Source organism: Streptomyces sp. NPDC002324 (assembly GCF_053593335.1).
This window is the reverse complement of the sequence record NZ_JBSFCF010000003.1, coordinates 294,087-312,329: the sequence shown is the minus strand read 5'-3', so window position 1 is coordinate 312,329 and position 18,243 is coordinate 294,087. Positions and strand designations below refer to the sequence as shown.

The 18,243-nt window shown below is 73.6% G+C and carries 16 protein-coding genes; 10 read left to right on the top strand and 6 right to left on the bottom strand.

From position 1 onward, the window contains the following. Nucleotides 1-90: 90 nt before the first annotated feature. The 5 genes from ACWCRJ_RS07430 (at nt 91) to ACWCRJ_RS07410 (ending at nt 6,370) form a co-directional block, all read left to right on the top strand. Nucleotides 91-1,620 (top strand): cellulose binding domain-containing protein, encoded by a 1,530-nt coding sequence (locus tag ACWCRJ_RS07430; RefSeq protein WP_450938393.1) that lies wholly within the window; start codon nt 91-93, stop codon nt 1,618-1,620. A 268-nt stretch (nt 1,621-1,888) separates the two neighbouring features. After that, entirely contained in the window at nt 1,889-2,725 is an 837-nt protein-coding gene (locus ACWCRJ_RS07425; protein ID WP_450938392.1) for an alpha/beta fold hydrolase, read from the top strand. 362 nt (nt 2,726-3,087) lie between these two features. Then, nucleotides 3,088-4,197, top strand: a complete 1,110-nt coding sequence (rsgA, locus tag ACWCRJ_RS07420; protein ID WP_450938391.1) for a ribosome small subunit-dependent GTPase A — start codon at nt 3,088-3,090, stop codon at nt 4,195-4,197. 164 nt (nt 4,198-4,361) lie between these two features. Further along, nucleotides 4,362-5,879 carry an AlkA N-terminal domain-containing protein gene (locus ACWCRJ_RS07415; protein ID WP_450938390.1) on the top strand — a complete coding sequence of 506 codons (1,518 nt, stop codon included), beginning with the start codon at nt 4,362-4,364 and terminating at the stop codon, nt 5,877-5,879. Beyond that, entirely contained in the window at nt 5,876-6,370 is a 495-nt protein-coding gene (locus tag ACWCRJ_RS07410) for a methylated-DNA--[protein]-cysteine S-methyltransferase (RefSeq protein WP_450938389.1), read from the top strand. Before ACWCRJ_RS07415 ends, ACWCRJ_RS07410 begins: the two co-directional genes overlap by 4 nt. Before the next feature lie 129 nt (nt 6,371-6,499). On the opposite strand, the gene ACWCRJ_RS07405 is transcribed toward ACWCRJ_RS07410, so the two are convergent. Then, nucleotides 6,500-6,982 carry a DUF456 domain-containing protein gene (locus tag ACWCRJ_RS07405; RefSeq protein ID WP_450938388.1) on the bottom strand — a complete coding sequence of 161 codons (483 nt, stop codon included), beginning with the start codon at nt 6,980-6,982 and terminating at the stop codon, nt 6,500-6,502. 389 nt (nt 6,983-7,371) lie between these two features. Then, nucleotides 7,372-7,728, bottom strand: coding sequence for a hypothetical protein (locus tag ACWCRJ_RS07400; RefSeq protein WP_450938387.1), 357 nt, complete (start codon nt 7,726-7,728; stop codon nt 7,372-7,374). On the opposite strand from ACWCRJ_RS07400, the gene ACWCRJ_RS07395 reads away from it, so the two are divergent. Continuing rightward, nucleotides 7,709-9,433 (top strand): protein phosphatase 2C domain-containing protein, encoded by a 1,725-nt coding sequence (locus ACWCRJ_RS07395; RefSeq protein WP_450938386.1) that lies wholly within the window; start codon nt 7,709-7,711, stop codon nt 9,431-9,433. The genes ACWCRJ_RS07400 and ACWCRJ_RS07395 overlap by 20 nt on opposite strands. A gap of 433 nt (nt 9,434-9,866) precedes the next feature. Further along, a complete protein-coding gene (locus ACWCRJ_RS07390) occupies nt 9,867-10,361 on the top strand; it encodes an ATP-binding protein (RefSeq protein ID WP_450938427.1) in 495 nt (164 codons plus the stop codon). A 70-nt stretch (nt 10,362-10,431) separates the two neighbouring features. Here ACWCRJ_RS07390 and ACWCRJ_RS07385 read toward each other — a convergent pair whose 3' ends face one another. Continuing rightward, nucleotides 10,432-11,487, bottom strand: a complete 1,056-nt coding sequence (locus tag ACWCRJ_RS07385; protein WP_028796597.1) for a DUF2637 domain-containing protein — start codon at nt 11,485-11,487, stop codon at nt 10,432-10,434. Nucleotides 11,488-11,825: 338 nt separating this feature from the next. Beyond that, nucleotides 11,826-12,692, bottom strand: coding sequence for a (2Fe-2S)-binding protein (locus tag ACWCRJ_RS07380; protein ID WP_450938385.1), 867 nt, complete (start codon nt 12,690-12,692; stop codon nt 11,826-11,828). A gap of 199 nt (nt 12,693-12,891) precedes the next feature. Here ACWCRJ_RS07380 and ACWCRJ_RS07375 point away from each other — a divergent pair, with 199 nt between their 5' ends. Continuing rightward, the gene (locus tag ACWCRJ_RS07375) at nt 12,892-13,773 is read left to right on the top strand and encodes a GntR family transcriptional regulator (RefSeq protein WP_450938384.1); all 882 of its coding nucleotides are present in this window, start codon (nt 12,892-12,894) and stop codon (nt 13,771-13,773) included. A gap of 35 nt (nt 13,774-13,808) precedes the next feature. Here ACWCRJ_RS07375 and ACWCRJ_RS07370 read toward each other — a convergent pair whose 3' ends face one another. Then, a complete protein-coding gene (locus ACWCRJ_RS07370) occupies nt 13,809-14,585 on the bottom strand; it encodes a hypothetical protein (protein ID WP_450938383.1) in 777 nt (258 codons plus the stop codon). A gap of 150 nt (nt 14,586-14,735) precedes the next feature. Continuing rightward, the gene (locus ACWCRJ_RS07365) at nt 14,736-16,412 is read right to left on the bottom strand and encodes a PucR family transcriptional regulator (protein WP_450938382.1); all 1,677 of its coding nucleotides are present in this window, start codon (nt 16,410-16,412) and stop codon (nt 14,736-14,738) included. Between the two features lie 341 nt (nt 16,413-16,753). Here ACWCRJ_RS07365 and ACWCRJ_RS07360 point away from each other — a divergent pair, with 341 nt between their 5' ends. Next, nucleotides 16,754-17,641 carry an FAD binding domain-containing protein gene (locus ACWCRJ_RS07360; RefSeq protein WP_450938381.1) on the top strand — a complete coding sequence of 296 codons (888 nt, stop codon included), beginning with the start codon at nt 16,754-16,756 and terminating at the stop codon, nt 17,639-17,641. Then, entirely contained in the window at nt 17,641-18,243 is a 603-nt protein-coding gene (locus ACWCRJ_RS07355) for a (2Fe-2S)-binding protein (protein ID WP_450938380.1), read from the top strand. The genes ACWCRJ_RS07360 and ACWCRJ_RS07355 overlap by 1 nt, the downstream gene beginning before the upstream one ends.

Below are 18,243 nucleotides of genomic sequence, written 5' to 3'. Positions count from 1 at the left end.
CGCAAGGTGGTCCCCCCAACTCCCTTGAAGCAAAGGGTAGTTGACCGCTTTTGCGAACTTCCCCCCTCGCTCTGTGGATGCAGGAGACCCATGCCCGACCTGCCGAAGCCCCAGGACGCCGCCGAGGCCGCGCTGTTCTCGGAGTGCTGGGACGCGGTCCTGTCGTACGCCGACCTGTGCACGTCCGGTTCGACGGCGGCGACCCAACTGGCCACCGACGCCTTCACGCACGGCATGCACGAGGCCCGCGCCCTGGAGTTCGACATATGGGCCGACCGCGGTGCCGGACGGCGTGCCCTGCGGCTGCCACGCATACCCTTCCTCCTGACCTGGGTCAGGACCACCGCCGCGACCTGGGAGACGGGCGGCCAGGGCCACCGGCTCGACCCCGACCTGCGCCTGTGGCTCAACTCGGACAAGGCCGCCCGTTACACCGGCCCGCCCCTGCACCGCCCCCTCGCCCTGCGCGCCCTGCGTGACATGCAGGAACCCGACGCGGCCCTGCTGTGGCTCGCCGAGGTCGAGTCGCTGCCGCTGGGCTCGGTGGCCCGCCGCCTCGGCCTGGACCCGGAGGTCGCCCGGTCCGAACTCGACCAGGTGCGTGCGCTGTTCAGGGATCGCTGCGCCCGCAGTCAGCTCGACACGCCCATGAACCCCGACTGCCGCAGCTACGCCCGGCTGCTGGACGCGGTCACCCGCTCGCCCGGCACCGACACCCCCGACGACCTCTCGCGCCACCTCGCCACCTGCGTGGAGTGCGCCGAGGCCGCGGCCTGTCTCGGCCTGCACGGCGGGGGTCTGCCCGCCGCGCTCGCCGGCGGCGTGATCGGCTGGAGCGGACTCGCCTACCTGGAGCGCCGCCGCCGCGCGGCCGACGCCGGGCTGCTCCCCGGGCGCGCCGACGCCACCGGTGCCGACCGCGGGCTCTCACCGGGCCGGGAGCCGGGGCCCCGGTTCGGCCGCAACGGGCTGCTCGTCGCCGCCGGCCTGGTCTCCGTGCTGGCGCTCGCTGTCTCCCTCATGCCCTTCGGCGAGGACGACACGGTCGCGGGCGGCCCGTCCGCCGACGACTCACCGGTGGTCCAGCAGGACCCGAGGTTCCCGGTGTCCCCGGCCCCGTCCGGGGAGGGCTCCGAACTGCAGAGCACGACCCGGCCCGGGCCGACCGGTTCCGGCGACAAGGACGACAAGGGCGACGACAAGGACAAGGGCGGCAACAGCAACGAGGAGCCCCAGGGCGACTCCTCGTCGCCGGCCCGCGTCTCCCACAAGCCGGTCGACCCCGGCAAGTCGCCCAAGGCCACCTGCCACGTCCGCTACCAGCTCGTCAACGAATGGCCCGGCGGCTTCCAGGCCACCGTCACCGTCACCTCCAAGAAGGCCCTCGACGGCTGGCGCCTCGGCTGGACCTACGCGGGCGACCAGCGCGTCACCCAGATGTGGGACGGCACCTTCGACCAGGAGGGCTCGCAGGTCAGCGTCACCGCCGCCGACTACAACAAGTCCGTGACCGCGGGCGGCACCTTCGGCGTCGGCTTCCTCGGCATCTGGCAGGGCTTCGACAACCCCGACCCCGTGAAGTTCACGCTCGACGGGAGTCCCTGCGCGACGGGGAAGTGAACGCGCCGCGTCCCGGAGGGCGAGAGCCCGCCCGGGGCGCGCGCCCTGCCCCGCGGCGCGTGCGGTGGCGCCCGTCGCGGCGCACCGTCGCGGACGGCCGGCGGGGCTCCGCGAACGCGAACCGCGGCTCCACCCTTGCGCTGCCGGGCAAGAACCGGTGCACTCGTGGACGATCGACAGCGGATGATCGTTTCTATGGTCGTCGCATTCCCGCCGTGCGTACCGCTCAGCCGGACGCCGGTCATCCGCGAACGAAGGAACGAACCCCATGCCGTACATCACCGTGGGTCAGGAGAACTCGACCACCATCGACCTCTACTACGAGGACCACGGGACCGGGCAGCCGGTCGTCCTCATCCACGGCTTCCCGCTCGACGGGCACTTCTGGGAGCGGCAGAGCGCCGTACTCCTGGAGGCGGGGTACCGGGTCATCACGTACGACCGCCGCGGTTTCGGACAGTCCGGCCAGCCGACGACCGGCTACGACTACGACACCTTCGCCGCCGACCTGAACACGGTGATGGAGACCCTCGACCTGCGTGACGCCGTCCTGGTCGGGTTCTCGATGGGCACGGGCGAGGTCGCCCGGTACGTGTCCGTCCACGGCACGGAGCGGGTCGCCAAGGTGGCGTTCCTCGCGTCGCTGGAGCCCTGCCTGCTGAAGTCCGACGACAACCCGGACGGGGTCGCCCCGAAGGAGTTCTTCGACGGCGTCGTCGCGGCCGTGAAGGCGGACCGGTACGCCTACTACACCGACTTCTACAAGGACTTCTACAACCTGGACGAGAACCTCGGCACCAGGATCAGCGAGGAAGCGGTCCGCCACAGCTGGGACGTCGCGGCGGGCGGCGGGTTCTTCGCCGCCGCCGCCGCGCCGTCGACCTGGTACACCGACTTCCGGGCGGACATCCCGGCCATCGACGTGCCGGCCCTGATCCTGCACGGTACGGGCGACCGGATCCTGCCGGTGGAGGGCACCGCCCGCCCGTTCCACAAGGCGCTCCCCTCCGCCGACTACGTCGAGATCGAGGGCGCCCCGCACGGCCTGCTGTGGACCCACGCGGAGGAGGTCAACACCGCGCTCCTCGCCTTCCTCGGGAAGTGACCCGTACGGGACCGACGGCCGGGGGAACCCGGGCGTCGGTTCCGCGCCACTCTGTGGGTGCGGCAGCCGTTCGAAGCCCGTGAGAAATCGGTTGGCGTCCGCCGCCGGGTGTTCCTATCCTGAGGGGGCTTCACGCGGTGGCTCAGGGCTGCCGCTGTCAGTCGTGTGTCGGTAGTACGAACCAGTACGCGGAAGTACGTCAGTCGTACGGAGAAACGGGAGGTGTGACCGATGGCTGTCTCTGTGATGGGCGCTGCCCGCAACCAGAAGATCATCCACTCCACCTCCGTGGCCTCCGGCTGACCTTTCCCACACAGCGCGCACTCGCGTGCCGCCGGGGCCGCCCTTGTGAAGGGTTTCCCTTGAACCTCCTTTCCCTTTCGGCCTCTTCGACTTCCCCGCACCCTCTCGCCGTGTACGGCTGGGACGACGGCTGGGAAGCGGAGTTCGCCGTCCACGCCGAGCAGGGTCTCCTGTCCGGCCGTGTCGTCCGGGTCGACCGGGGCCAGTGCGACGTCATCACCTCGGACGGCCTGCTGCGGGCCGACACCGCGTTCGTCACCCCCCACGACCCGCTGCGGGTGGTGTGCACGGGCGACTGGGTGGCCGTGGAACCCGCGGGCGACCCCCGCTACGTCCGCACCTACCTGCCCCGCCGCAGCGCCTTCGTGCGCTCCACCTCCTCCAAGCGCGCCGAGGGACAGATCCTCGCGGCCAACGTCGATCACGCGGTCGTCGCCGTGTCGCTCGCCCTGGAACTCGACCTCGGCCGTGTCGAACGGTTCCTCGCGCTGGCCTGGGAGTCCGGGGCGCAACCGGTGGTCGTGCTCACCAAGGCCGACCTCGTGCCGGACGCCGCCACACTGGCGCATCTCGTGCAGGACGTGGAGACCGTCGCGCCCGGCGTCGCCGTGCTGACGGTCAGTTCCGCGCTCGGCGAGGGCCTCGACGTCCTCGCCGCGGTGCTCTCCGGCGGCACCTCCGTACTGCTCGGGCAGTCCGGCGCCGGCAAGTCGACCCTCGCCAACGCGCTGCTCGGCGACGACGTGATGGACGTCCAGGCCATCCGTGACGTGGACGGCAAGGGACGGCACACCACGACCACCCGCAACCTCCTCGCCCTGCCCGGCGGCGGGGTCCTCATCGACACCCCGGGCCTGCGCGGCGTCGGCCTCTGGGACGCCGAGAGCGGGGTCGGACAGGTCTTCGCGGAGATCGAGGCACTCGCCGCCGACTGCCGTTTCCACGACTGCGCGCACATCGCCGAGCCTGGCTGCGCGGTCCTCGGCGCGGTCGAGTCCGGTGAACTGCCCGAGCGACGCCTCGACAGCTACCGCAAGCTGCTCCGGGAGAACCAGCGAATCGTCGCCAAGAGCGACGCGCGGGTGCGGGCCGAGATCCGCAAGGAGTGGAAGCGGCGCGGCGCGGAGGGCCGCGCGGCGATGGAGGCGAAGAGGGGCGGCCGGCGCTGATCCCGGCGCCCGCGGGTGGGGTCGTGTCGCGTGGTTCCGCGCGACACGACCCCGGGGGGAGCGGGGCCGCGCGCCCCTGCTTCCCTTCCCGGTCCCCCGGGGCACTCAGCGTCGTGTCCGAATCCCGCCAGCCCCGCTCGTCGCCGTCGTCGACACTTGATGTCATGAGGGACGAGGACACCAGGTACGAGGCCGTACGCAGCAGGGACGGGCGGTTCGACGGCGAGTTCTTCTTCGCCGTCGGGACGACCGGAATCTACTGCCGGCCGAGCTGCCCGGCGGTCACGCCGAAACGGGAGAACGTCCGCTTCTACGCGTCGGCCGCCGCCGCCCAGGGCGCGGGCTTCCGTGCCTGCCGGCGGTGCCGGCCGGACGCCGTCCCCGGCTCGGCCGAGTGGAACGTCCGCGCGGACGCCGTGGGGCGGGCCATGCGGCTCATCGGGGACGGTGTGGTCGACCGGGAGGGCGTCGCCGGGCTGGCCGTACGGCTGGGATACAGCGCGCGCCAGGTCCAGCGCCAGCTCACCGCCGAGGTCGGCGCCGGGCCCGTCGCCCTGGCCCGCGCCCAGCGGGCGCACACCGCCCGCGTGCTCCTGCAGACCACCGCCCTGCCGGTCACCGAGATCGCCTTCGCGTCCGGTTTCGCCAGCGTGCGCCAGTTCAACGACACGATCAGGGCCGTGTACGCCCTGACTCCCAGTGGCCTTCGCGCCGGCGCACCCCGGCGCTCCGCGTCCTCGCCGAGCGCCGGTATCCCGCTCCGGCTCGCTCACCGGGGCCCGTACCAGTCCACCGCGCTCTTCGACGTCCTCGCCGCCGAGGCCGTCACCGGCGTCGAGGAGATGACCGGCGGACGCGGCCGGCGCACCTACCGGCGCACCCTCCGCCTCCCGTACGGCACCGCCATCGCCGAGGTAGGCGAACGGCCGGTGAGCGGTCGGCCGCGCACACCGCCGCCCCCGGCCCCGTCCGCGGCCCCGCACCCCGGCGGCTGGCTCGACGCCCGGCTGCGTCTCACCGACCCCCGGGACCTCACCACCGCCGTGCAGCGGCTGCGGCGGCTGTTCGATCTGGACGCCGACCCGTACGCCGTGGACGCGCGTCTCGCCGAGGACGCGCGCCTCGCCCCGCTCGTCGCCGCGAGGCCGGGGCTGCGCTCGCCGGGCACGGCCGATCCGGAGGAGTTCGCGGTACGGGCGCTCGTGGGCCGCGAGGAGGCGGCACGCCTCGTACAGGCGTACGGCAAGACCCTGGACGCCCCGCACGGGACGCTGACCCACCTGTTCCCCGAACCGGCCGCACTGACCGGCGAGACCGGCCCGCTCGGAGCCCTCGCCGCCGCCCTGGCCGACGGCACCGTCCGCCTCGACGTGGGGGCGGACCGGGACGCCACCGAGGCGGCCCTGCTCGCCCTGCCCGGTCTGCGCGCCCGTACCGTCGCGGCGATCCGCGCCCGCGCCCTCGGCGACCCGGACGCGGCACCCCCGGACGAGACCCTGCCGGACGCCTGGCGGCCCTGGCGCTCGTACGCCCTCCAGCACCTCGGCTCGGCGGACGAGCGGGAGCCGGTCACGGCCGCACGGCGGCAGACGCGGACGCGGACGAAGCCGCAGGCACGACGAAAGACACGGGCACAGGCACAGGCACAGGAAAAGGCTCTGGGACAAGGAGTTCAGTCGTGAGCACCGAGCAGGACACCCTCTACACCGTCGTCGACAGCCCCACCGGGCCACTCCTCCTCACCGCCGACGGCTCCGGCGCCCTCACCTCCCTCTCCGTGCCGGACCAGAAGGGCGGGCGGGTCCCGCTGCCTGGCTGGGTACGCGACCGGGGGCCGTTCCGGGCGGCCGAGGAGCAGCTCGCCGCCTACTTCGCCGGGGAACTCACGCAGTTCCGGCTGGAGTTGCGCGGCGAGGGCACCGACTTCCGGCGGCGGGTCTGGGCCGCGCTCGACGACGTCCCCTACGGCGCGACCACGACGTACGGTGCCGTCGCCGCCCGTATCGGGGCGCCCCGGGCCGCCGTACGGGCCGTGGGCGGGGCGATCGGCGCCAACCCCCTCCTCATCCTCCGCCCCTGCCACCGGGTGATCGGCGCGAACGGCACCCTCACGGGGTACGCCGGCGGCCTCGGCCGCAAGCGTCTCCTCCTCGGCCTGGAGGGCGTGCTCTAGCGCGTGGCTCGCGGTGTACTGCCTCGCGGTGTGCTGCCGCGCGATGTGGGGGCGCGCGGCGTGGGGGCGCGCGGCGTGGGGGCGCGCGGCGTGGGGGCGCGCGGTGGTGCCGGACGGCGTGGGCCGGTCTCAGCCGCCGAACACCACACCCACCCACGCTCCCGCCACCAGCAGGCACGCGAAGAGTTCCGCCAGCACGTTCGACCCGCCCGAGCGCATCGCCGTGCGGGTGGCGGCCTTCGCCGCGTCGTGACGGCCGAGGCGGAGCCGCTCGGAGAGGTAGATACCGCCGACGAAGCCCGGGATCGCGCCGAGCACGGGGAGCAGCACGAAGCCGAGGAAGGCGCCGGAGCCCGCGTACACGCCCATGCGGGGGGTGGCGCCGCTCTCCGTCAGGCGCCGGGGTGGCAGGCCCCAGCGGACCGCCCAGGACACGAGCAGCACGACGGTGGCCCCGACCAGCACCCACCAGGCGGCGGGCCGGGGATCCTCCAGAGCCCACCACATGACCCCGGCCCACACCAGCCAGGACCCCGGCACGCCGGGCACCAGCACTCCGCACAGGCCGAGCAGGAGCACCACCGCGACCAGCAGGAGTTCCCACGCTCCCATCTGCCCAGGGTGCAGGACCGCGCGCGAAAGCGCAGGTCAGAGATGTCGGTCCAGATACACGGGCCGGCTCGTACGCGTGCCGGCCCGGCCCCTCCCGGCCGCGGTCGGGGTGTCGTGCCGGGGCGGTCGACGAGGCGAGGCCTCACGGCGGGATCCCAGGAACGTGCCGCACACTCGGGCCGACCGCCACCCGCCCGCCGCCGCGTGCCCGGATCCCTGTGATCCCTCGACTTTCCCCGACTCCCTTGCCTCGCACCGGAGTTCGACGTGTAGTCCGACACGCCGTGACGTCGTCGGCTCTGCGGACCGATTTTCCGGATGCCCCGTTTTCATACGGCTCCTGAGGTGGACAATTAGGGGATGAGCCAGCAGGGGGAGAGGCCCACCGGTCACGAGGACGACTGGTGGCGGCAGTTGTACGACGACGACACCAACGGGGACACGGGCCCCTCGGTCGCGGCCGATTCCCTCGACGACCGCTTCGCCTCGGCGGCGGACACGGTCGGGAAGCCGCGGACGACTCCGGCGAGTGCGCCGGACGGACTGGATGCGCCGGATCCGCCGGAAGTGCCGACCGCGCCGGAAGCGCCGACCGCGCCGACCGCGCCGGAAGCGCCGAACGCGCCGGACGCGCCCGTCCCGGCGAGTACGCCGAGTCGGCCGAGGACGTCGAGTCCGCCGGGCGCCTGGGGGGCCGTACCGGGCACCTCCGGCGCCTGGGCGGCCGTGCCGGGCACATCGGCCACCAGGGCCACGTCACGGGGCGAGCCCGACGGACGACGGGGCGGCACGGGCACCGGCCCGAACCCGCCGAGTCCGCCGACCGACGCGGTGCCGCCGCCCCCCGGCCACGCCCCGGGCCCCTACACGGACAGGGTGCCGCCGCAGGGCGCGCCCGGCGGCCCCCGGCAGAGCGACGCTGGCGACCGGCCGGGTCACCCGCCGGTACCCCCCGCGCCCCCCGCCCCGCCCACCGGCACCACTCCGTACAACGGCCCCCCGCCCGCATCCGACCGCACCCCTCCTCCGCCGGACCGCATCCCGCCTCCGCCGGACCACACCCCTCCGTCCTCGCCCCCCGACCGCACCCCTCCGGTGCCCGACCACGCCCCTCCGCCCCCGGCCCCCACCCTTCCGCCCGCCCCCGGCCCCGCCGCGGACCCCCGCCGCGGGCTCGTTTCGCAGCGGGCGCCCTGGGAGCCGCCGGTGGCCCAGGCGTCCGGGCCGGTGACCTTTCCGTCCGGGCCCACCCCGCCCGGCTTCCGCGCGGTCGCGCCCTGGCGGCGTGCGCCCGCGCAGCGGTCCCCGGGTGGCGTGCCCGTCGTGAGCCCCCCGGCGGACGTGCCGCCCGAGGGCGGCGGCGGGCACCCCGGGGATCCGTCCCGCGATGGCACCCCCGCACCCTCCCCGGCCACCGAACCGTCCGACGCCCCGCCCCCCACGCTCCAGGCACAGGAGGTCACCCTGGTCACCGGGAGCAGGCGAGTGCGGGTCGAGTACGTGGGGTCCGGGCCGCCCACGTACGACGCGGAACCGACCGCGCTGCCGCCGGCGGACCCGGAGGATCTGGGTGACCTGGTCGCGGACACGGTGCTGGACGGCGCGCGCTACGGGGCGTGCACGCTGCGCGCCGCGTCGCTGCGCGGTGACTCGGCGCGCTACCGGGGCGAGCCGCGCCGCGACGCGCTCCTCACCGCCCGCTTCGGCCTCGGCGAACAGGCGCTCCTGCTGGTGGCCGTGGCGACCGGCGCCCGCGCCACACCGGGCGCACACCGCGCGGCGGCGGAGGCGTGCCGGTGGATCGGGCGGGCCGTCGGGCTGAGCCACGCACGGCTGGTGGAGGACATCCGCGCGGCCCGGCGCGGCGACCTCAAGTCCGGGCTGCACCGGCTCACCGACCGCAGCCTCGGCAAACTGCGCGCCGGCGCGGTCGAGCAGGGGCTCGACCCGGAGGAGTACACGGCGAGCCTGCGCTGCCTGCTGATCCCGGCCGACCCCCGGTGCCGTACACGCGTCTTCTTCGGGGTGGGCGCCGGCGGACTGTTCCGGCTGCGGGACGGGGAGTGGCAGGACATAGAGCCCCGGATCGCCGACACGGCCGGCGCACCGGTGCTCGGCTATGGCTCGCTGCCCCACGAGACCCCCGACGGCGACCGTCTCACCATGGACCTCAACATCGCGACACCCCCGAGCCCGTACGAACCCGCCCCCGCGCCGCCCCGCGAACCCTTCCGCTTCCGCGCCTCCGTGGCTCGGGAGGAGGACGTCCTGCTCCTGTGCAGCAGCGGTCTGGCCGAACCGCTGCGCGGGGAGGCCCCGCTCGCCGAGCATCTGGCGTCGCGCTGGGGGGCCGGCGAGCCGCCCGGTCTCGCCGCCTTCCTCGCCGATGCCCAGGTCAGGGTCAAGGGCTACGCGGACGACCGTACGGCCGCCGCCGTGTGGGAGGCCTGAGACCCCGCCCCACAGGACGCGCAAGGGCGTCAATCAGCCGCGGGTTGGCCTGTACCAGCGAAGGTTTCCGGCCAATCAACATCATCGAGCCGGGCCGCCGGCCCGGGCCGGGATCGCGGTGCGCGCGGGACGGCCGTCCGCGGGTGGGATGTGGCCGGATCCGGGGCCCCGCATGCGCAGTTGCGCCCGTCCTCGGCCTGGGGTGGGGGTGCCGCGGGCGCGGTGGGCGGACGGGTCCGGCGGGCCGTGCGGTGGTTTCGGGGGAGGGGAAGCGCTCTCCCGCGGTGGCGACGGCTGGCTTGACCCTGTGCGTTTGAAAGCGTACGGAGGGTCGTTGACGATTCGACATGAGTGCCGCGATCCGGACGGGGCATGGATCCCCGTGTACGTGTTCGGAACAGGGGGAATCGTCATCGGCGCGTGGGCGGGGGTCATGAAGAGGCAGGCGCGAGGGAGTGGTCCCGTGGCGACAGGGGCCTCCTCGGCAGAGGTGGTGGAGGAAGCGGTCGGCGACCCGACGGACAGGGCCGACGCGGAACAGCTGGAACGCACACTGGGGCGGGCGGACCTGAAGGCGGTGCCCGAGGCCCGCAGGGCCCTGCGGGAGCTGCTGCGGCAATGGGGGCGGCCGGAACGATCGGAGATAGCGGAACTGCTGACGAGCGAGCTGGTCACCAACGCGCTCATCCACACCGACCACGACGCGGTACTGACCGCGACCGTCTCACCGCGCGGACTCCACGTGGAGGTCCGGGACTTCGTGGGACGCAGGCCCAGACCCAGGGTGCAGACCGCCGACGACAGCACCAACGGACGCGGCCTCTTCCTCGTGCAGGCCCTGGCCGACGCCTGGGGGGTACGGCCGCACGGGGTGGGCAAGGCGGTCTGGTTCGACCTCGACGGCGGTCTGGCGGCCCCCTCGACGTGAAACGGACAGGGGCGCGGCTCGTGCCGCGCCCCTGTCCGATGTGTGGCTCAGTCCGAGCCGCCGGCCGTCCTCAGCCGAACTGCTGCTCCAGATCCTTGAGCTTGCGCTCCAGGGAGTCGAGTCGCGGCAGGGCCATGGTGTCGTCCTCGGCGGTGAGGTCGACGGTGAGCGACTTGTCAGCGTTGCGCACGGGCTGCAGGGAGGGACGCGAGCGCACGGGCAGCTGCTCCGGCGTCGATATGGCGGGCTCCGAGGCCACCTGGGCCGCCGGTACGCGCTCCACCGTGGTGTCCACCTGGCGCCCGCCACCGCCGCCACCGCCGCCACGACCGGGCAGACCCCGGTGGCCCCGGCTGATCGCCTTGAGGTGGGCGCGCTCCAGACGCTCCTGCTCCCGCTTGCGCGTCCGGGTCTCTTCCTTGATCCGCTTGTCCTCGCGCACCTCGTCCACGGCCTCGTCCAGGCTGCGCACGCCCTCCAGGAGCATCAGCGACCAGGCCTTGTACGTCTCGCGCGGGGCCCGCAGCCAGCGGACGATACGGATCTGCGGCAACGGACGCGGTACCAGGCCCTGCTCGCGCAGTGCGGCGCGGCGGGTCTGCTTGAGCGCGCGGTCGAACAGCACCGCGGCGGACATGGACATGCCTGCGAAGAACTGCGGGGCGCCGTCGTGGCCGAGACCCCTGGGGGCGTGCACCCAGTTGAACCAGGCCGCCGCACCGGCGAACGTCCACACGAGTATCCGTGAGCCGAGGGCCGCGTCACCGTGGCTGGCCTCGCGCACGGCGAGCACCGAGCAGAACATGGCGGCGCCGTCCAGGCCGAACGGAACCAGGTACTGCCACCCGTTGGAGAGGCCCAGGTTCTGCTCGCCGAAGCCGACCAGGCCGCGGAAGGAGAGCGCGGCGGCGACCGCGGCACAGCAGAAGAGGAGGATGTAGGACGCCGTGGCGTAGAGGGCCTCCTTGCGCCTGCGGCGCTCCTCGCTGCGTTCCCACGAGTCATCGGTCTTCGCGTGCTCCCCGGAGCGCTTGCCGCGCGCGAGCACCGCAACCGCCGCCAGCATCCCCAGGAGCAGTACGGCGCCCGGAAGCAGCCAGTTCAGCGATATGTCGGTCAATCTCATCAGGGGTCCCTTGCATTGGGATAGGGCGTAACGCCCGCCATAGTGGCCCAATCCTCGCGGCCCTCAGGGGGTTTCGGGGCAAGAGACCGCCAAAGAAGTGCAATGAGTGACGCCAGGCGGCATTCTGCTCGAACTACCGCGCGAGGGACGGGAGTAGAGTGCGAGTGAGATTACCCGTTCGAGTGGTTCCACGGAAAGTTCCTGTGACAAGTGAGGAATTTGTGAACCAGCTGTAATCAAACGAGGTTCCCACCCGGATTTGATCTTACGGCACATGCCGCGGGCGATCGCCGGGGGGTGGCCCGGGCGAGAAGCATCCTCGTCCCCCCGAGGGTCCGTCAACTGCCGACGACTGCCGTCAGTCTGCCGATCCGGTCCGCCTCGCAGGTGCGCGGGCAGGTGACGCAGGTGTCCTCCGGGGCCAGCGTGTAGAACATGCAGCAGCTCGCCCGGTCCCGGGTGGGCAGCGACTCGCCGCCGGGGCCGGTCAGTTCACGGAAGCCCGCGGTCCCCACGTACGGCCGGGTCGCGCCCGGCAGCAGCAGCTCCAGCTCGCGCCGGCAGCGCTCCTGCTCGTCGGCGCCCAGGAGTTCGGCGACGTACCAGATCCCCTCGACGATCTCGTCGGTCGCCATGCCCCACAGCGCCCGCCCCCGCCGCCGCATCCGGGGGCCGAAGCCGCCGAGGACCGGTTCTATGTGCTCGGCGAAGGCCGCCCGCAGCTCGGCCCGCAGCGCCTCCTCGTCCGGGACCACCCGGGCGCCCGGCTCGGCGGCCGCCGGATCGCCGGGCAGGCAGCTGAACGTCTCGCCGCGCACCGCCAGCCGGCTCCGCTCCCGCTGGAACGCCACCTGTCCGGCGGGAAACCGGGGCACCCGGCGCTGCAGGAACCAGGGGACGGTGAAGAGGAGGCAGGCGTACCAGGAGTACCGGTGCAGTCCGAAGGCCGCCACCACGTCCGGCCGGCCCTCGCGGCCGTGGTCCCGCCGTATCTGGGCCTCGTCCCAGGCGAGGAACGCGTCGAGTTCGGCTCCGGCCGCCGCGAGCCCGGCCGCGCGGACCCACCCCTCACCGTCGGGCAACGGATCCATGGGGGAGAGTTCCGTCACGCTCACCATCGGCAGGACCTCGGTCAGGCGGGCGTACGCGGCCGTCATGGGCGACGTGCGCGCGGAAAGGGCCGGTGCCGGAGCTGAGTGGGGCATGCGGGGACCGCCGTTTCACCATCGCTGGCCAAGTAAGGCTTACCTTACCCGAGGTGGTCGAGGTTTGAACTGAGGGCATGTGCGCCTATGGTGCTTTACGACCGGTAACAACCCCAGTAGTGACCTAAGCGCCCCCATGTACCCCGGCGGCCGCGCTGCTCGACCCACTCGACACACGACTCGGCTCGCAGGAGGACCCGTGGAGCAGGCCGGACCGCGCTCGCGTCAGGCCGCCGCGAGTGCGCCGGAGGCCGCCGCCCGTCCGGCGTCGGCCTATCGTGTGCCCGCGCAGCCCGGAGTCGCGGACGTCGACCGGGCGCGGGGTATCACCGTGGACGGCGGCGGCCCGGCCGCGGTGCGCGGCGACACCGGCGGCGTCACCGACGCGGTCCGGGGCGAGCACACGCACAGCGAGACGCCCATCCCACTGCCGCGCACGCCGGAGCGACCCGTCCTCCAGCGGTCCTCCGTACGGGGGCAGATCCTCGACGCGCTGCGGGCCGCGCTCGCGGGCGGGGAGCTGACGCCGGGCGAGGTGTACTCGGCGCCCGCGCTGGGTGAGCGGTTCGGGGTCTCCGCGACCCCCGTGCGCGAGGCGATGCAGCAACTGGCCATCGAGGGCGCGGTCGAGGTCGTGCCCAACCGGGGCTTCCGTGTCGTACGGCGGGGCGCCCGGGAGCTGGCCGAGCTGGCGGAGGTGCGGGCGCTGCTCCAGGTGCCGGTGGTCATGCGGCTCGCGCGTACGGTGCCGGCTGACCGCTGGGGCGAACTGCGGCCGCTCGCCGACGAGACGGCTCGCGCGGCGTCCACCGGGTGCCGGGCCACGTACGGGGACGCGGACCGGGCCTTTCACCGGGGGGTGCTGGGGCTGGCGGGGAACGAGCAGCTGCTGCAGATCGCGGACGATCTGCACCGGCGTACGCAACTGCCCTTGGGGGTCGGGCACTTGGGGGATGTCGGGAGTGGGGGGCGCGTGGAGCTGATGGCTGACGCGGCGGAACACATCGCGTTGCTGGACGCGTTGCTGGCCGAGGACCTGGAAGCGGCGTGCTGTCTGGTGGAGAAGCACTTCGGGGCGTGAGTGAGGTCGCCGACGCGACCTCACTCACGCCCCCGTCACGCCGTCGCGGCAGGCGGTGGTGCCAACTGCCGGGCCAGCCATGTCGGTACACCGCCCAGCAGCCGGAACAGCCGCCCCGCCTCCTCGCGCAGCCGCGACGCCTCCGGTTCGGACTCGGTGTCCGCGAGGGCGACGAGAGCCGGGGCGGTGCCGACCAGGTAGCCCAACTCCTCGCGAATGCGCAGGGATTCGGCGAAGCCGTGCCGCGCCTCGGCCAACTCGCCGTCCCGCAGGGCGAGTCCGGCGAGATGACGCCAGGTGAACGACTGCAGGAGCAGGTCGTCGTGCGCGGTCGCCCCGGCGTGGGCCCGCCGATAGGCGGCACGCGCGGCCTGCGGGGAGCGCGCGAGGTTCTCGGCGAGAACCCCCCGCCGGAAGTCGAGCAGGGCCCGGCCGGGCGCGCCGGGGGCGATCAGGGCCGCCGCCCGGCCGAGCGCGGCCCGCGCCTCGTCGGCGCGGTCCCGGACATGGAGCAGTGTGGCCGCGTACGCCAGTTGGCCGCGCTCGCAGGCCGCCGCGCCCCGCTCGTCGTCGGTACGGGCCTGCGCCTCGGCCGTGCGCAGCGCGTCCTCGGCCTCCTCCCAGCCCTGCTCGGTGTAGAGGCAGCGCTCGACGAGCAGCGCGGTCCGCTGCAGCGAGGCCTGTGGGGTGTCGGGCTCGATCAGGGCTGCCGCGTCGACCCAGCAGGCGCGTGAGCGCAGCCGCCATACCGCGGTCTGGAGTGGATCGTCACCGGCGGTCGTTCCGTTACCGGACATGGCGGTGTGCGCCACGTTGCCCTCCCCGAGCACGCCCTTGAGCTTTGAGTGGTGGCCGCATCTCAGCACGGATTCCGTGGCCCGGCCAAGGGGGTGGGTGAAGGAATTCACAAAGTCATGGGGTGCGGACGGCGCACTTGGATCTTCGCCCACCACCCCATGACCTCAGCTCATGCGCAGGGCCAGGAAGAAGTCCAGCTTGTCCTCCAGCCGGGAGAGGTCCCGGCTCGTCAACTGCTCGATGCGGCCCACCCGGTAGCGCAGCGTGTTGACATGCAGGTGAAGCCGGGCGGCGCAGCGCGTCCAGGAGCCGTCGCACTCCAGGAACGCCTCCAGGGTGGGGATCAGCTCGGCGCGGTGCCGGCGGTCGTAGTCGCGCAGGGGGTCCAGGAGCCGGGCCGTGAAGGCGCGGCGCACGTCGTCGGGGACGAAGGGCAGGAGCAACACGTGCGAGGCCAGTTCCTGGTGGCCCGCCGCGCAGACCCGGCCGGAGCGGGCGGCGGCCACCCGGCGGGCGTGCCGGGCCTCCTCCAGCGCGCCGCGCAGGCCCTCCGCCGAGTGCACGGCGGCGCTGACACCGAGGGTGAGCCGCCCGTCGTCGTCGAGTCCGGCGGTCAGCGGGTCCCGTACGGCGGTGAGGAGCGTGTCGGCGTGGATGCCCGGCTCCGGGCCGTCGGGCCCCGAGGAGACGGCGGGGAGGGGGACGAGGGCGATGGCCTCCTCACCCGCGTGGGCTACGGCGATCCGGTCCGAGGGCTCCGGGCCCGTCGCCAGGGGATCGACGAGGATCTCCTCCAGAAGCGCCTGGGTGACCGGACCGCTGTCGGTCTCGCCGCCGTCCCACTCGACCCGGGCCACGACGATCTGCCAGTGCGGTGCCGACCCGAGACCGGGCAGCAGGACCGGCGCGGCCACCCGCAGCCGGGCCGCGATCTCGGCCGGGGCCGCCCCCGCCTGCACCAGTTCCAGGACCTCCTGGGCGAGTCTTCGCCGTACCGTACGGGCCGCGTCGCGTCGGTCGCGCTCGACCGCGATCAGCTGGGTGACGCCCTGCAGCAGGTCGAGCCGTTCGGCGGGCCAGTCCCCGGCGTCGGCCTCGACCGCGAGGAGCCACTCGGACAGCACGGTCGCGCGCACGTCCCGCGCGAGGGGGTCCGTGCCGCGGCCCGCGCCGCCGATCGGGAAGAGCGAGTACGTGGTGGTGCCGACGGTCACGCGGTGCGGTCCGCGCCGTCCGGTGCGGGTCGCCGCCAGATGTTCGGCGGCCAGCCGCGCGCGCAGTTCGGCGGGCAGGGCGGGCCCGGCGTCCTCGGGGCCCGCGACGAGCCGGCCGGCGGGGGAGAGCACCCAGGCGCGCAGGTCCAGGTCCGAGCCGAGCAGGTCCAGGACCACGTCCGGGCCGCCGCCCGCCGGGCCGGACGTCATCATCCGGCGGTGGCGGTCCACCACGGCCGCCAGGTCTCCGGCGCGCTCGCCGGAGACCTGCCGTACGACGTGCTCGGTGATCGTCGCGAAGGCCACCGACTCGTTGACCGCGAAGAGCGGGAGCCGGTGGCGGGCGCAGGCCACGACGAGGTCCTCCGGGATGTCGCCCAGCTCCGCCTCGCCGGCCGCCAGCGCGGTGACCCCGGCGCCTGCCAGGAGCCGTACGAAGGGCTCGGAGTCGGCGGCGTCCCGGCGCCAGGCCAGGCCCGTGAGCACCAGCTCACCGCCGGAGAGGTAGCGGCTGGGGTCCCTGAGGTCGGTGGTCATCACACCGCGCACGGTGCGGTCCAGCTCGTCCCCGCCGCCGAGCAGCCGCAGACCCAGCGCGTCGGTGTCCAGCAGTGCGCGCAGCCGCATTCTCGTCGCCGCCGTTCCTGTCTCGAAAACAACGTTCGGTTCACCCGGGAAGCGTGCCCGAGGCTTCCGGAGGAGGGTGGTCGTGAAGGCCAAAGGCCCCGCGTGTGTGCGGGATGTTTCCAGCCGAGAACGGAGAGGTTGCCGAGGGCCTCCGTTCATACGAATCTACAAGATGCGCCCCCTGGCCAGCCAACTCCTTCATGTTTTCCGTGACTGACCGGTGCCGGGCGGGCGCTGTGTACTGAGACCCACGACACGTGGACAGCCCATGAACGAGCCGGGCCCGCCGCACACGATCTGGCTCGAAGAGAACGACACATACGAAGAAGAGAGCCGTTCAGATGGACTTCCTTCGCCCCGCCAGCTGGGAGGAGGCGCTCGCCGCGAAGGCCGAGCACCCCACCGCTGTGCCGATCGCCGGCGGCACCGACGTGATGGTCGAGATCAACTTCGACCACCGTCGGCCCGGGCATCTGCTCGACCTGAACCGCATCGGCGAACTCTCCGAGTGGGAGGTCGGCGAGGACACGGTCCGCCTCGGCGCGTCCGTCCCCTACACCCGGATCATGGAGAACCTCCGTACCGAGCTGCCCGGCCTCGCCCTGGCCTCGCACACGGTCGCCTCCCCACAGATCCGCAACCGCGGCGGCGTCGGCGGCAACCTCGGCACCGCCTCCCCGGCCGGCGACGCCCACCCGGCCCTCCTCGCGGCGGGCGCCCAGGTCGAGGCCGAGTCCGTACGCGGCACCCGCCTCATCCCCATCGACGACTTCTACACCGGCGTCAAGCGCAACGCGCTCGCGCCCGACGAACTGATCCGCGCCGTCCACATCGACAAGGCGGACGGCCCGCAGCAGTACTCCAAGGTCGGCACCCGCAACGCCATGGTCATCGCCGTGTGCGCCTTCGGGTTCGCCCTCCACCCGGCCTCACGGACCGTCCGGACCGGTATCGGCTCGGCCGCGCCGACCCCCGTCCGGGCCAGGGCCGCCGAGGAGTTCCTGAACGCGGCGCTCGACGAGGGCGGCTTCTGGGACAACGGCCGGATCATCACCCCGTCGGTCGCCAAGCAGTTCGCCGACCTGTGCGCCGGCGCCTGCAACCCGATCGACGACGTCCGCGGCACCGCGAGCTACCGCCGCCACGCGGTCGGCGTCATGGCCCGCCGCACGCTGATGTGGACCTGGGAGTCGTACCGCGGCACCGCCGCCACCGAGGGAGCTGCGTAATGCGCGTCAATTTCACGGTCAACGGCCGTCCGCAGGAAGCCGACGACGTGTGGGAGGGCGAGTCCCTGCTGTACGTGCTGAGGGAGCGGCTGGGCCTCCCGGGTTCCAAGAACGCCTGTGAGCAGGGCGAGTGCGGCTCCTGCACCGTCCGGCTGGACGGCGTGCCGGTGTGTTCGTGTCTGGTCGCCGCCGGACAGGTGGAGGGCCGCGAGGTCGTCACCGTCGAGGGACTGGCGGACTTCGCCAGGCAGCGCGCCGAGCACGGCGGTTGCGGGACGAACGCGTGCGGTACGTCCGGCGCGGACGGGACCTCGCTCGACTCGGCCCGGCGGTGGGCCGCCCGGGGCACCGACTCGCAGACCGGCGAAGGGGTCGAACTCTCCCCGGTCCAGCAGGCGTTCATCGACGCCGGCGCCGTGCAGTGCGGCTTCTGCACCCCGGGTCTGCTCGTCGCGGCCGACGAGATGCTGGAGCGCACCCCGAACCCCAGCGACGCGGACATCCGCGAGGCGCTGTCGGGCAACCTGTGCCGCTGCACCGGCTACGAGAAGATCATGGACGCGGTCCGCCTCGCGGCCGCCCGGCAGTCCGAAGGGGTCTGA